The 13,512-nt window shown below is 46.7% G+C and carries 11 protein-coding genes; 1 reads left to right on the top strand and 10 read right to left on the bottom strand.

Features of this window, described 5'->3' with window-relative positions; translation table 11 throughout:
• Positions 1 to 211: 211 nt before the first annotated feature.
• From BM056_RS15725 to BM056_RS15715, 3 genes are all read right to left on the bottom strand, one after another.
• Positions 212 to 844 (bottom strand): Uma2 family endonuclease, encoded by a 633-nt coding sequence (locus BM056_RS15725; protein WP_238456495.1) that lies wholly within the window; start codon positions 842 to 844, stop codon positions 212 to 214.
• A gap of 153 nt (positions 845 to 997) precedes the next feature.
• A complete protein-coding gene (locus tag BM056_RS15720) occupies positions 998 to 1,999 on the bottom strand; it encodes an EamA family transporter (RefSeq protein ID WP_238456494.1) in 1,002 nt (333 codons plus the stop codon).
• A gap of 6 nt (positions 2,000 to 2,005) precedes the next feature.
• Positions 2,006 to 2,200 (bottom strand): hypothetical protein, encoded by a 195-nt coding sequence (locus tag BM056_RS15715; RefSeq protein ID WP_092472381.1) that lies wholly within the window; start codon positions 2,198 to 2,200, stop codon positions 2,006 to 2,008.
• Positions 2,201 to 2,344: 144 nt separating this feature from the next.
• Between BM056_RS15715 and dapF the strand changes: the two genes are divergently transcribed.
• Positions 2,345 to 3,208, top strand: coding sequence for a diaminopimelate epimerase (gene dapF, locus BM056_RS15710; protein ID WP_238456493.1), 864 nt, complete (start codon positions 2,345 to 2,347; stop codon positions 3,206 to 3,208).
• A 25-nt stretch (positions 3,209 to 3,233) separates the two neighbouring features.
• On the opposite strand, the gene BM056_RS15705 is transcribed toward dapF, so the two are convergent.
• From BM056_RS15705 to BM056_RS15675, 7 genes are all read right to left on the bottom strand, one after another.
• A complete protein-coding gene (locus BM056_RS15705) occupies positions 3,234 to 4,139 on the bottom strand; it encodes a glycyl-radical enzyme activating protein (RefSeq protein WP_092472380.1) in 906 nt (301 codons plus the stop codon).
• Positions 4,140 to 4,172: 33 nt separating this feature from the next.
• Positions 4,173 to 6,542, bottom strand: coding sequence for a glycyl radical protein (locus tag BM056_RS15700; RefSeq protein ID WP_092472379.1), 2,370 nt, complete (start codon positions 6,540 to 6,542; stop codon positions 4,173 to 4,175).
• Between the two features lie 16 nt (positions 6,543 to 6,558).
• Complete coding sequence (locus BM056_RS15695) at positions 6,559 to 7,230, bottom strand: GntR family transcriptional regulator (protein ID WP_092472378.1); 672 nt, start codon at positions 7,228 to 7,230, stop codon at positions 6,559 to 6,561.
• A 393-nt stretch (positions 7,231 to 7,623) separates the two neighbouring features.
• Complete coding sequence (locus BM056_RS15690; RefSeq protein ID WP_092472377.1) at positions 7,624 to 8,466, bottom strand: SDR family NAD(P)-dependent oxidoreductase; 843 nt, start codon at positions 8,464 to 8,466, stop codon at positions 7,624 to 7,626.
• Positions 8,467 to 8,607: 141 nt separating this feature from the next.
• Positions 8,608 to 11,268 (bottom strand): PEP/pyruvate-binding domain-containing protein, encoded by a 2,661-nt coding sequence (locus BM056_RS15685; RefSeq protein WP_092472376.1) that lies wholly within the window; start codon positions 11,266 to 11,268, stop codon positions 8,608 to 8,610.
• A gap of 36 nt (positions 11,269 to 11,304) precedes the next feature.
• The gene (locus BM056_RS15680) at positions 11,305 to 11,940 is read right to left on the bottom strand and encodes a TetR/AcrR family transcriptional regulator (RefSeq protein WP_092472375.1); all 636 of its coding nucleotides are present in this window, start codon (positions 11,938 to 11,940) and stop codon (positions 11,305 to 11,307) included.
• 476 nt (positions 11,941 to 12,416) lie between these two features.
• The gene (locus BM056_RS15675; protein ID WP_238456492.1) at positions 12,417 to 13,412 is read right to left on the bottom strand and encodes a lipocalin-like domain-containing protein; all 996 of its coding nucleotides are present in this window, start codon (positions 13,410 to 13,412) and stop codon (positions 12,417 to 12,419) included.
• Positions 13,413 to 13,512 lie beyond the last annotated feature (100 nt).

Here is a 13,512-nt window from a genome sequence, read left to right as displayed (position 1 = left end):
TTATAAGTAAGAATGAATCCCCGTTATTTTGGCACCAGAAAATTATGTTTTTTAGAAAACTTTGATGAATATACTGATAGTTGTAAAATCATAACACAATCAGATATGGTATGCCGTTTGCTATTAAAAATTCTAAACCATTTAGAATCACCGGAGGTGGGCAGGGATTTTGCTTCGTCGACGAGCTGTTGAAGGTTTATCAATAAACCAGTTAAAAATTGGGCAAATCAGGGATGTTGTCCATAATCTCGCGCATGGTAAAGGAGAGGCAGGGGAATTTCCCGGAATGAACCGGTTCGTTTTCCTGATAGACTTCCAGTAACTCATATCGTTGCCCCGTCAACACATATTGTTCAAGCAGCTCATTATTGATATCCACGATCCAATATTCCGGAATGAGATATTTGGCATAGGCGTGCAATTTTTGCCGCCGGTCGCGTTTGGCCGAGAAGGGCGACAGTACCTCGACGACCAGGTCGGGCGGCCCTTCAATGCCCCGTTTTGTGACGATGGACAGCCTGTTGCGGTGGATCATGGCTATATCCGGCTGGCGCACCTCCGTCTCCGACAGGATCAGATCAATTGGAGCCGAAAGAACAACATAATCCCGCAAACAATCCTGCATCACACGATGCTCGATCTGCTGCACTACAAACTGGTGCAGCGCATTTGGGCCCGGTGTCATGGCTTCCAGCCGTCCATCGTTTATTTCGTAGCGCATCCCGTCATCCGGCAGATTTGCGTAGTCCTCATATGTCACAGGTTGTTCTCTGACCAAGCAATCCGGCCTCACAGTTTTGCCTTTTCCCATAGCCAGATTCCTCCTTATCAGATTTATTACCAATTATATCAAACTGCCCTTTACACTTTCAATCCTCGCAACGGTCTAAAAGCAAGGTATCCTTTCCATACCAGGCATTACCTCTCATGACATTGCTCGTACTCCAAATTGATGTTCATTTTGCAGATAGTCCATGGTTTTCTTTGCACTTTGGAGCTACAGCTCGTGCTTGTTATCTTGCCGTTCCACTTCGGTAGATACATTATAGTCCTTGCTCTGACGTAGATAGGAAATTTGAGGCAACCCCAAAGTGGATACTATAAGGCCAAAGAATATCACTAATCCTCCCACCCATTGAAGCATTGAGAGCTGTTCACCAAGAATAATTTGAGCAGTTAGTAAGCCGGTGACAGGAACAAGCAGCGAAAGCGGAGCCACTTTACCGGCGGGATAGCGCGCAAGCAGCCCGCTCCAGGTCCCAAAGCCGAACAATGTGGCACCAAAAGTAAGGTACAATACGGCAAACACCGACAGAGCATCCAGATTTGTGAGGGCATTCCAAACCGCTTGGGGCGTGTCCAGTATCAACGCAAGCGCTAAAAGCGGAAGGGGAGGTATGAGGCTCGCCCAAACAACCATACTCAACATGTCCAGCCGTTCTCCACGGGAAGCTGCTTGATCAACTGCATACCTAACGATGATGTTGGAAATACCCCAAAAGACGGCTCCGAGAAGCGTCAGGAAAAAAGCAAAGACCGGGATTGCCGAGACACCAACAGTATCAACATTTCCGCCTATGAGGTAAAGTCCCACAGCGGCAACTACGAGCCCCACCAACTGCGATCCCATTATTGACTCCCGCAGGAATATCGCTGCAAACAGAAGAGTAAATAAAACTTGAGACTGTAGGACCACGGACGCTACACCGGCCGGCATACCAATATCCATGGCATAGAATAGGCAACCAAACTGACCAACACCCACAGTCAGTCCATAGGCAACACAATAGCGAAACTCCACTGCAGGGCGACGTATAAAGGCTACCGCCGGTAACGCGGTGAGGGTAAAACGCAGAGCGGCCAGCAACATCGGCGGTACGCCGCCGAGACCCAATTTTATGACCGTAAAGTTGGCACCCCAGACGGTGACTACCAGCAGTGCAAGTACATAGTCGCGTGAACTTATTGCAATTCTTTTGTTCTTCTCGTATTGTGCCATCCTTTATTATTTCCTTTCTACCTTGCCTTCCTTTTCCCGGCGAGTTCTATAGATGCCTTGCCAATATTCCTCCATTCGATTCTCTATTTTTTTGCGGCTGCCATCCAGGGTGTATCCATCGTTTGAAAGGTTTTGTATTAAAATAATACTCTTGATGTTAATATAATCATATTTTCGCGTTGTTCCTTCGACTTCCTTCACTGGCTGAATAGATTTCCAGCAAAGGAAGGTAGTTGGAACAGTTTTCTTTAGAAGCCTAATCGATGGAATTTATATATATTTGTATTATAATATTTTGGAAAGTTGTTGTTTTAGGACTGTTACTTTTGCATGGAGGTTGTTATTATGTTTTTTAAATACCACGCCCTGGGTAACGATTACATCGTTATTGACCCGGCTAAGACCAGCATCAATTTAGATAAGAATGCCATTAGGCTTATTTGCCACCGCAATTTCGGAGTAGGTTCAGACGGGATACTGTACGGCCCGCTATATACAAAAGGCAACCCGGGATTAAAAATTTTCAACCCGGACGGCAGCGAAGCGGAAAAGAGTGGCAACGGAATACGAATTTTTTCCAGGTATCTTGTTTACGCAGGCTATGTATACGAAAAGAAGTTTTTCCTTGAGACGCTGGGCGGAAGAGTGCTGGTGGAAGTGCTTGATGACAGCGCCAAACTCATAAAGGTTGATATGGGAACCGTAACATACGAAAGTACGCTGGTGCCCGTTAAAGGCAGGCCGCGGGAAGTCATAAACGAAGATTTGTCTATTGGCGGGGAAACCTTTCGCGTAACCTGCCTGTCAATCGGCAACCCGCACTGTGTAATCCCCCTGAGCGAGATATCGAGGAATCTGGCGCTCAAGTTTGGACCCAAAGTGGAGAACCATGAACTGTTCCCCAACCGGATCAATATGCAATTGTTAAAAGTAATAGACAGAAATAACATCCAAATTGAAATTTGGGAGCGCGGAGCGGGATATACCATGGCTTCAGGCAGCAGCAGCTGCGCGGCGGCAAGCGCGGCGCATAAACTGGGGTTAGTGGATAACGTAATCAAGGTGCACATGCCGGGGGGGCAAATCGATATCGAAATAACAGAAAGTGGTCATGTATACATGACCGGTCCCGTCACCGGCGTGGCTGAGGGTAAAATCGCCCAAGACTTACGGGATCAGGTAGAGAAGCACAGAGGGAAATATGTTTGAAGGCAAGCAGCTTAATACGCTTGTACTATTTAAACTCCAAGATGGGAATACCAAATGTCGAGATCAATTGCTTAACATTTTCCACCGTCACATCGTCGGGTGTCGTGAAGGTATGATCTATAACGATTCCCACGGCATTAAATTTCTTTCGGCCAAAATCATGATACGGCAAAATTTCAATGCCCTTCACCAGCGTATTTTCCCGTAAATACCGGCACATGTTCTCAATGTTTTGCTCCCCCGCGTTGATTTCTTTAATAAGAGGAACTCTAACTATTACATTGGGATGAATCCGGGATACCGCAGCAATATTTGTTAAAATGGCCCGGTTGCTTACTCCCGTTAGTTCTTGATGGATACAGTCGTCCATATGCTTAATGTCCATGAAAACGCAATCCAAAAACGCAAATATATCTTTTACCTGCCGCCAATTGAAATATCCGCAGGTTTCAACGGCCGTGTCAATACCTACTCGTTTACATGCCATGGCCAGTTCTCGTAAAAAATGGGCCTGGGCAAAAGGCTCCCCTCCGGAAAATGTGACTCCGCCCCCGGATTCCCGGTAGAAAATAGCGTCGCGGTTGATTATTTTCATGACTTCTTCGACAGTTACCCGCGAGCCTATTTTCTTTCTGGCGCCTGTGGGGCACACTGCGCAGCATTGGCCGCAATCACGACACTTTTCCCTAGTAAACACAGCGGGAGATCCGGCATTGACTGCAATTGCCCCGGCGTCACACACCCGGGCACAGCGACCACAACCACTGCATTGTTCGCTGAAAAATACGACCTGGGGGCGGCTGTTCCACGATTCGGGATTGGCGCACCACCTGCATCTTAGCGGACAGCCTTTGAAAAACACAACGCTTCGGATACCGTCGCCGTCATGTATTGACCAACGCTGAATTTGAAAAATATTGCCACCAGACATTGCTCATTTACACCACCAATTAGAGATTAACTGCTAAATTGTTTCATAAGTCGTTCTGGCAATAATTGCCTCCTGAGCCTCGCGGGAAAGGTTGATAAACTGCGTGCTGTAGCCTGCCACCCTAACCAGCAAGTCCCGGTATTCCTCCGGATGGGCCTGGGCTTTTCTTAATATCTCGGTAGAAATGACGTTAAATTGCACGTGGAAAGCGCCAAGGGCAAAATAAGCCCTGATCAACGAAGCCAAATTCTTTAGATTTCTTTCCGAACGCAAAAATTCAGGTGCAAACTTGACATTAAGAAGCGTGCCGCCGGAATGTACGTCATGATTTATTTTCGCCGCCGACCGCATGGCAGCGGTTGGACTGGTAAGGTCAGTTCCCGCGTGAGGTGAAACACCCTCGGTCAATGGGGTCTTTGTTTTTCTGCCGTCCGGGGTGGCACCGATCACGCTGCCGGCGGGAATATAATTGGAGATACCCATAAACGCCGAATTAAACGGAGATCCGAAATAATCTCGATACGACCTGACCTCTTGATGATAAAAATCGGTAAGCTCAACTGCTATTGCGTCGACATAGTCGTCGTCGTTACCATATTTGGGGCAGGCAAGAGCCGCCCTTCTCAACTCCTCATAGCCTTCCCAGTTGGCGTCAAGTGCCGCATTTAGCTCTTCTAAAGTGTATTTTTTGTCTTCGAATACCAATTTTTTAATTACCGCCAGGGAATTGGCTGCATCGGCCACGCCAATGCCAGTGAGAACCGGTCCCACATTATACCTGGCCCCGCCTTTACTGAGGTCTCTCCCTTTTTCCAGGCAGCCGTCTACAAGCATGGAAAGATAAGGTCTCGGCACCATTTCAGCATGCACCTGCTGCGCCGTTACCGTTCCGATTACCGAATGCTTGATCAAATTAGCCAGCTGCTTGTAAAAAGCCGTCTTGACTTCTTCATAGCCGGTAACTGGGGAACCGGGCTTTTCCTTAAGTCCCATTTCTTTTCCCGTGATCCTGCTTTTACCGCTATTTAGCGCATATTCGAGGGCGGCGGCCAAATTAATATTCACTGCCGCCGTCCACTCGCCAACCTTTCTAAAATGCGGCACTACGCACCCACAGTTGCTCCAGTCCCGTGCGTCTTCCGGCGCGAGACCCGCCGCCAGCAGCATATCCGACCCGATCCGGTCGTTGTGTACCGCGGGAAAGCCCGTTCCGGCGCTAATCAGTTTGCATACCGCCAGTAAGAATTCTTCCGGAGCATCCGGATGGATTCGCACGCTGAGGCCCGGCTGGTGTGTCCTGACATTTTCGGTAGCCTTTAGACACATATGGGAAAGTTCGTTGGTGGCGTCACGCCCGTCCCGCGTTCTCCCACCGACGGTTAAATTCTGAAAAGAATTGTAGCCCGCAAAAAATTTCGCGGTATTGCTGGAAATAGCCCATACCCATTCAGAAAGTTTGATCCAAAGGCACTCAATCAATTCCTGGGCCTTTTCCCCGGTAATAGTGCCATTTTTAAGGTCATTCGCCAAGTAGGGATACATATATTGATCAAACCTGCCCAAGTTGAGCGCCAGCGAGTTTTCAGACAAGATTGAGCCGAGTTGAGTAAACCAAACCGACTGGATAGCCTCATAAAAGTTTTCCGGAGGATATTCCGGCACCTTCCCGCAAACCTTGGCCACTTCCAGCAGTTCCTGTTTCCGGATAATGTTTGTTTCCTGCTGCGCCAATTGGGCCGCCTTCTCCGCATAACGGCGAGCAAGGATAATAATTCCGTCGCAAACCAATACGGCCGACCGGTAAAAGTCGATTTTTTCCAGCGCTTCCGCCGTGATGGGCTCCAAGTCCTGAAGATTTTTTAGCGCTTCATTTTTTAATCCCCCAAACCCTTTTTTAAAAAGTACATCCTGATAGTCAGCGGTAATTTCACCGACGGCGCTCCGCCACTTGGAGTCATTGTCGATAATACCGGTATCGATCAGGATTTTCGCAGTTTCTTCGTTGATGCGGGAAAGGAAAGTTTCCTCCAGGGACTTGCCTTGCCAGTAGGGAAAAATATCCCGGCGAAGCACCTGCTTGGCTTGATCGTCAATACTATACGGGTCTTGATTCCGGCTTTCGAACGAATCCATTTCCTCGTCAACCCATTTCCACGCATATTCCGGACAGATAATGCCTGTTCTCCTAAATTCGCCGATGGACCCAACAATTAGTTCGTTATCGAAAATAGTTACCGGAATACTTTTACATACCTCGTTAAACGCTTTGGCCCTTCTGATAATAACAGATTCACCTTCTGTATTTTTGTGGGATGCCGTAAAAATAACAGCTCGTTCAACGCTTATAGACGGTTTGGCATTGAGATAAGACCTGATAAAGCTTTTAACCCGATCGCTGGACATGACCTTCGCCTCCTTATTACCTGGATTGGTTTAAATATGCAGCCAGGATAGCGCTTGCATCCGCCATATGCCTGCGCAGTATGTCATGCGCAATTTTGATATTCTTTTGCGCACAAACATTTAACAACTCCCAGTGCTCTTTCTGTGACTTCTCCTGATAATTCATGGTGGACAAGTAAAAACGCATATACCGTTCAACATTGTTGTGCATGACCTGTATAAGCGAAAGAAGCTTGGGCCTGTTTGCCGGCCGGTAAAGAGCTTCATGAAACAGCCGGTTCAGTTCGCTCCAACGGCTGCTGTCTGTTTCATCGTCAAGTTGTTTTAATATTTCTTCCGCTGCGGCCAAATCCGCCGCAGTTAAATTAGGTATGGATAGTTCCAATGCCCCCAATTCAAGAAACAACCGGATATCAAATATTTCGCGGGCTTCGTCTGCCGATAATTCGCTAACAACGGCCCCCCGGTTGGGATAGAACTTTACCAGACCCTCAGCTTCCAGATTTTTTAAAGCTTCCCGCAGCACACTCATACTTACATTAAACCGTGCGGCTAATTCCTCTTGTTTAAGCTGCAATCCTCCGGCGAATTCTCCGGATAGAATCTTATCCCGGAGAATGTTGGTAATCATGCCGGGCAGGGTGCGATATGGAGTTTTACCCGGAGTAATTAAATTGTATTTGCTCATATTTCAACTATACTATTATTTGCTAAATGTTTAAATTTTTTTTCGAAAGTATACAATATACATCATAAAATAGAGAACGGTTTCATTCAATTTCATAATCTTTTATGAATGATAATATTGGCAAAATTTTTGACCGGTTTTCTAATCATCTGCCAAATATTAATGTAAGGCTTAACCTGCCCTAGTTAACTAAAAAGTTAACTTTCACCCATCGCCATCGATAGTAACCAACTGGTTGTCTTTTATCATCTTTAACACGCCGGGAACGTTAGCGACCGCGGCAAAACTAATTTAATTGATGTGAACTTTGCTAGAATGTAAAAAAGGACTTCAAGCATTATCTTTCAACTTGAAGTCCTCTTAATTTGATTTTACGTACCATCTGAAATTCTTTTAAGATTGAAATGGGTTACTTGGATTGCGTTGTTGTAGAATATCTTCCATCCGCTTATGCACTGCAGCATTATACTCAGGATGCGTAAAAATATAAAAGCGTTCCTCTCTGATAGCTTGGAAGACGTGGTCGGCAGCGTGCTGAGGAGACATTCCAGCCTGTACGGCTTGATGCATATACTGCACTATGGCTTCTTCTTCGGGAGTCAGGATCCTTGTTGTTTCGTTTTGTAGTTCGACAGGGCGATTACGCTCCGCTTCCATAATTAGCGTCTTTACAAATCCCGGACACAAGACGGAGGCTTTAACTTTGGCGTTTAGATGTGCCAGTGAATGGTAAAGTTGTTCCGATAATGCTACCACTGCGTGCTTCGTTACACCGTAAGCCGAAAGGCCGGTCGTCAATCCCGCTATAGAAGCTGTATTGACGATATGCCCCTGGGTATCCTGGGCCAGCATAATGGGAACAAATGCGCGTAGTCCATGAATAACCCCCCATAGATTTACGCCAATTATCCATTCCCAATCGGCAAGAGTACTTTCCCAAATTGTGCCGACCGTGCCTATCCCGGCATTGTTAAATAACAAATGGACGGCTCCAAAGGTGTCCATCGTCTTTTGGGCAAGCGCCTCAACGTCACTTGCTTTAGAAACATCCGTACGGACAGCCAGTACCTTGGCGCCTGAAGCTTGTAACTCCTTTTGGGTTTGAAATAAGGCCGGTTCCTCAATGTCGGCCAGAACAACCTTCATGCCTTCCCGGGCGCAGCGCTCAGCTAATCCCCGGCCGATGCCGCTGGCTGCACCGGTAATAACGGCAATCTTGTCCTTGAATTCCTTCATGGTTAATCCCCTTTCCATTCATAATTTAATCAGTCGAGTTATATTTTATATTATTTGTCATTTATTTCAATAAGAATTATTAATTGAGGACTTTTTTCCAAGAAGGGGTGTCCCCATCTTAATCCCCAATTATCAAATTTGTTAAATATATACCTTTCCTCCATCACCATCAACAGTAACTAACTGACTGTCTTTTATCATTTTCATCACGCCCGGAATATTCACCACCGCCGGAATGCCGTACTCCCGGGCTACGATGGCCCCGTGGGACAAAAACCCTCCCGTCTCCACGACAATGGCTGAGGCCCTTAAAAACAGGGGGGTCCAGCCCGGGTCCGTCGACGGAGTCACCAGCACATCCCCGGCCTGGAGTTTTTCCCCTTCATCGGGGTGGCCAATTAATCTGGCTGCCCCGGAAGCCCTTCCAGCAGCCACCCCCATACCTGCCAGGGCATTACCAGAACTGCGGGTGACGGTTTCACTAAACTGAGGAGCTTCATCAATAATCAAGTCGGGGGAGGAAAGTGCCCCCAATTCTTCTCTCCTGGCCTTGCGCTCGCCCACCAGGACGTCCAGTCCCCTGCCGTCCCATTCCCCTTTCAGTATGGAGAAAATTTCATTCCAGGCACAGTGGTATATATCGGCCTGCTCTGCGAGAATTCCCCTCTCTGCCAGTCGACGCCCTGTCTCCTGGAATATAATGCGCTCGGGCTCGTATAGCTTGATCAGCATGGACTTGGCCATTTCTCTGAGTTCCGCTCCTTTTATGGCCTGTTTTAATAAATTGTTAATCAATCCGCGTCTATAAAAAGGAACTTTTTGGTTTACTTCCTGCCTGGCCTCGTTCGCTTTCTCTTTTTGCCGGGCTTTTATTTTGCCTGTATCGGCGGTTTCTATGGTGCTCCTGAGGACATTTAAAAGGTAAGAAGGGTCGTCTCGCCAACGGGGGTTGATGATATCCATTTCGTATATTCCCCGGTGCCCATATTCCGCCAGAAAGTCCCGAAATGACTGCCTGAACGGGGATTCCTCCGGCAGTACTTTTTCCCACCGGAGAGGATCGAAGGTTGCGCCGGTAAAAAACCGCCGGGCGGCGGCATCCCCGCGGGCGATTGTGGCCAATTCCACCAGGCGGTAGCCCTGCTGTGCGCTGGTGATGTCCCCTCCCCCTGCCATCAGGGCGTTGGCCATGGCTTTACCTTTACCGGGAAAAAATTTTTCCAGTGCTTTTACAAGTAGACTCATATCGGCAAAACCGGTAAAGGTTGCTAACACAGGATAAAATTCTACGATTGCATTTCTAATCTCAGCAGATTTATTGAGCAAATCTTTGTCTGCCAGGTTCTTGAAATTCTCTTTTAAAAAAGCCCCTGTCAAACCGTTGACATTTTCAAAAATTTTTGGCGCATTCTTTTTGATTTTTAGTCCATTAGGAATTGTTTTCAACAAGCGCACCAACCTTTTAAATCCTTTAATTCCACGATAAGGGCTTTTTTCGCTGATCTTTATTTCCGGCTGGTGCCCTCCCAAAGACTCGTTCATTTGCCGGGGTTTGAAACCAAAAGCATCATAAAAAAGCCATTGCATATAGGATATGTTAGTATAGGCCCGGCCTTGATATAATCTGATTTGCCGGAAACCGGAGAGGTTTTGATAACCGAATTGCTTCATGACAGATTTGAGAGGTACTTTCCATAATTTTTCCAGGAAGCTCCAGTTGAGGGTCGACTGAACCATGGGCATGGTATCTCTTAAGTTGGCATTAGACCACATGTCCGGCTGGTTTTTAATTTCGTCAAAAGTATATCTGGGCAGCGCCGTCACCGGCCTGGCCTGAACCAGGGAGAAATCCCGGCCATCAAACACCCATTCAATATCCTGGTGCTGTTCCCCGCCGCCAAGGGCATCGTAAACCCGTAGAATAAGCAGATTCAGTTTATGTATATCTTTATCTGCTAAAACCTGGATTACCGCTGAACCGGCTGAACCAATAAATTCCGTTCCACCGTCTTTTGCGGCAACGGTTTTTCCTTCTTTGCGACCAATTCTCTTCTCCGCTATCGTCCACCGCTCCGGAACCTCCCACCGAAAGTCCAGACGGTATTCGTCCGGTTCCACAGCGCCGCTGACAACACTTTCGCCCAAACCGAAATTGGCGTTTATAAGCGTGACACATTCCCGGCCGGTGCGGGGGTCGCAGGTGAAGCCGATTCCGGCGGCAACGGCCTCCACCATTTCCATGATTACCACGGCCGGGAACACCTCGTCATCTTTAACGTTCATTTTCCGCCGGTAAGCAACGGCCCGGGGTGTCCATAAGGAGGCGTAACACCCTTTAATGGCGGATAATACGTTATCCAGGCCCCGGACATTTAAGAATGATTCGTGGATCCCGGCAAAGGACGCCCCGGCAGTGTCCTCGGCTGTGGCCGAAGACCGGACGGCCAGCGGTTTTTTTAGGATTCCGGTATTTTTCAGCTTAGAGGTCAGTTCTTCCAGCATATACTGAGAAATATGGCCGGCCTTGATTTTTTCCCTAATCAGAAAAAGTTTTTCCTCAGTCCCCTTTTCTCCAATATTACCAATGGTTATACTTTGGGCGATGTTCCCCACGGTTTCAAGCAGGTTATTCTCTTCCCAAAAAGCCCGGTATGCCCCGGCTGCAAGAACCCCTCCCGCGGGAACCCTGAATCCGTACCGCACAAGCCTGCTCAGGTTCCATCCCTTACCCCCGACTGCCTCCACCCCGGCTTGATAAGCCTCGGGCCAACTGAAAAAGAACGCTCCGCAACTCTTTTCCATGGTCATCCTCCCCTTTGGCAATAAATTTAGAACCTATTACTCGTTATCACTCTCCCTATTTCCGGCTCCGTTTAGAAAAAGATCCAAAATCATGTTAATGCCGTCATCTATCGGAAATAATTCCGGATGAGTCAGCCAGACAACAGCTGCATTACTATGCATTGATTCCAGGTGGGCGGCAAGGGCCATACTGTCTATATCCCGCCTGATTTCCCCTGTTTCCTTACCGAGCTCTATAATAGGTGCCAGAACATCTCTAAAGCCGCTACTCAAACTTAGATCCCAATCCCTTATGACTTGAAATACTTTTTGCATCCGGTAAGTATAATATCTCTCATAAATTTCCTTGTTTGATTCAAACTGCATCCACTCCAACGACTTGCGCAGCGCCGCGGTTAAGCGTGACCTGGTATCCGGTAATTGCAGCACGAGCCTGAGCGCCTCAGGCCCCTGCTCCCTTATTATCCTTTGCACATATTCACATATAATGGCTTCTTTAGCCGGGAAATGATTATAAATAGTTCCCAAGGCAACGTCGGCTTCTTCCGCTATTTGCTCAACCGTAGTTTGATCAAACCCCTGCTTGTTATATAACGCCATGGCAGCAGCTATAATTTTATTCTTTGTTTCTTCCTTTCTTCTCTCAGTGCGGTTTCTTTTATTTAGTTTCATTTTTCTCCTTTTGTAGTTATTATATTATTGAAGTGACTATAATATTAAATTTATTACAATCTACCACATTGTGTTGTTAGTGTCAATTATAATAAAAAAATATGAAAGTAAAGAAACAGAAGGAAGCAAGGGAACGGTTCTCTTGCTTCCTTTTTTGTGTGTGGTAGTCTAAAACTTTGAGAGTGATGCATATGTCAAGAAAGGCTAGAGAAAAAAGTGAAAGCGGGATATACCATATTATACTTAGAGGGGCCAACAGGCAGGAGATCTCAGAGGGATGAGATAATATCGTAAATTAAGAAGATAGAAGGCCTGACACAACGGCAAGCAGCCTGGATTTTAGGTGTTTCACCAATTTGATATTTAAGACCCAAGGAAGCAAGAAAACCGTCCCTATGTTTCGGAAATCATAATGAGAGAACGGTTTATCTTTTCGAAGTCTTTTCAAATTCCAACGTCTGACTCTTGACTCCCGACTACTGAATTCTGAATACCTGAATGCCGGTATCTATTTCGTTAGCGTATCCCACCAACTCCATATACCCGGTTCCAAAAATTTCTCTCACCTTTTGGTTTGTTACTGTTTCTTCTCCCGACATAAAGCAAGCACCCTCCCAAATGGCCTGTAAAGGCCCGATTATAGGTGCCTCCTGCGCATTAAAATAAGGACATACCTTCATTTTCATGTAAAACTCAGGAATAACGATCTGCCACTCCAAAGGATAAACGGCTTTTGTGAGGGGACTCTTCCAGTACTTAACGGGATAAAACTCAACACCTCTGGTGAAAAAAACATTCCCGCCGTAGTCAATGAGATTGGCAAATTGGTTAACTAAACTGCTATCTTTTATGGAATAAAACTTTTGTATTAGCAATTCCCGCCCGTCATCCAGCTGAATTCCAAACCAATCCCAGCCTATTTTAAAGGTTAAAGTAGAGCTCCTTCCCCACTGGTGGTCAAACCACCCGGTCCCGGTTACGTTTTCTACCACCCAACCGTTTCCAACACGCCCTTCCACCCGGTTGCGGGGAAAGGAATAATAAAACAGCTGGTCTGGTTTTCCGTCCCCGCCAATTAAGGCAATGGGTTTTTGAGGAACAAAATTAAGGTCGATTTTTACTTCCTCTTCGGCTAAATGAGCAACAAAACAATCTTCCGACCGGTTGACAAAATATAAGTAATTGTCACCGTACATAAGGCGGGTTGGCATTTTTTGCACATAAACATTTTCCAGTTTCTTGTGTGGATGGGGCAGCTGATGTTGCAAGAGATTATGGAAAAGTTTCCACATTCTCTTATCCAGGGGATCGAGAAGCAAATCGTAGGGAATAAAGAACAGCATGTAAACTGCCGCATTTGTGTCCAGAAGAGAAAAGGCCCTGTGTGTATACCTGTTTAAATCCACCAGGGAAAAAATTAAATAATGGCCTTTAAACAATCCCGGCGCTCCAATACGAAAAAAAGATGCCATTGTCGCATAATTCCCGCCCTGATCCCCTTTTAAAAACGCGAAGTAATACCACCATTCAACGTTGGAAGACGGGTGTGGCCCCGCATCACCCGGGAGCATA

The sequence above is a fragment of the Desulfotruncus arcticus DSM 17038 genome (assembly GCF_900113335.1).
In the GTDB taxonomy this organism is placed as follows: domain Bacteria; phylum Bacillota; class Desulfotomaculia; order Desulfotomaculales; family Desulfallaceae; genus Desulfotruncus; species Desulfotruncus arcticus.
This window is presented reverse-complemented; position numbering and strand designations above follow the sequence as displayed.

Excerpts from the sequence above, each read along its gene's own strand:
- BM056_RS15685 (WP_092472376.1), bottom strand. The coding sequence starts at position 11,268 with ATGGAAAAGAGTTGCGGAGCGTTCTTTTTCAGTTGGCCCGAGGCTTAT.
- BM056_RS15705 (WP_092472380.1), bottom strand. The coding sequence starts at position 4,139 with ATGTCTGGTGGCAATATTTTTCAAATTCAGCGTTGGTCAATACATGAC.
- BM056_RS15680 (WP_092472375.1), bottom strand. The coding sequence starts at position 11,940 with ATGAAACTAAATAAAAGAAACCGCACTGAGAGAAGAAAGGAAGAAACA.
- BM056_RS15700 (WP_092472379.1), bottom strand. The coding sequence starts at position 6,542 with ATGTCCAGCGATCGGGTTAAAAGCTTTATCAGGTCTTATCTCAATGCC.
- BM056_RS15720 (WP_238456494.1), bottom strand. The coding sequence starts at position 1,999 with ATGGCACAATACGAGAAGAACAAAAGAATTGCAATAAGTTCACGCGAC.
- BM056_RS15675 (WP_238456492.1), bottom strand. The coding sequence starts at position 13,412 with ATGGCATCTTTTTTTCGTATTGGAGCGCCGGGATTGTTTAAAGGCCAT.
- dapF (WP_238456493.1), top strand. The coding sequence starts at position 2,345 with ATGTTTTTTAAATACCACGCCCTGGGTAACGATTACATCGTTATTGAC.
- BM056_RS15695 (WP_092472378.1), bottom strand. The coding sequence starts at position 7,230 with ATGAGCAAATACAATTTAATTACTCCGGGTAAAACTCCATATCGCACC.
- BM056_RS15690 (WP_092472377.1), bottom strand. The coding sequence starts at position 8,466 with ATGAAGGAATTCAAGGACAAGATTGCCGTTATTACCGGTGCAGCCAGC.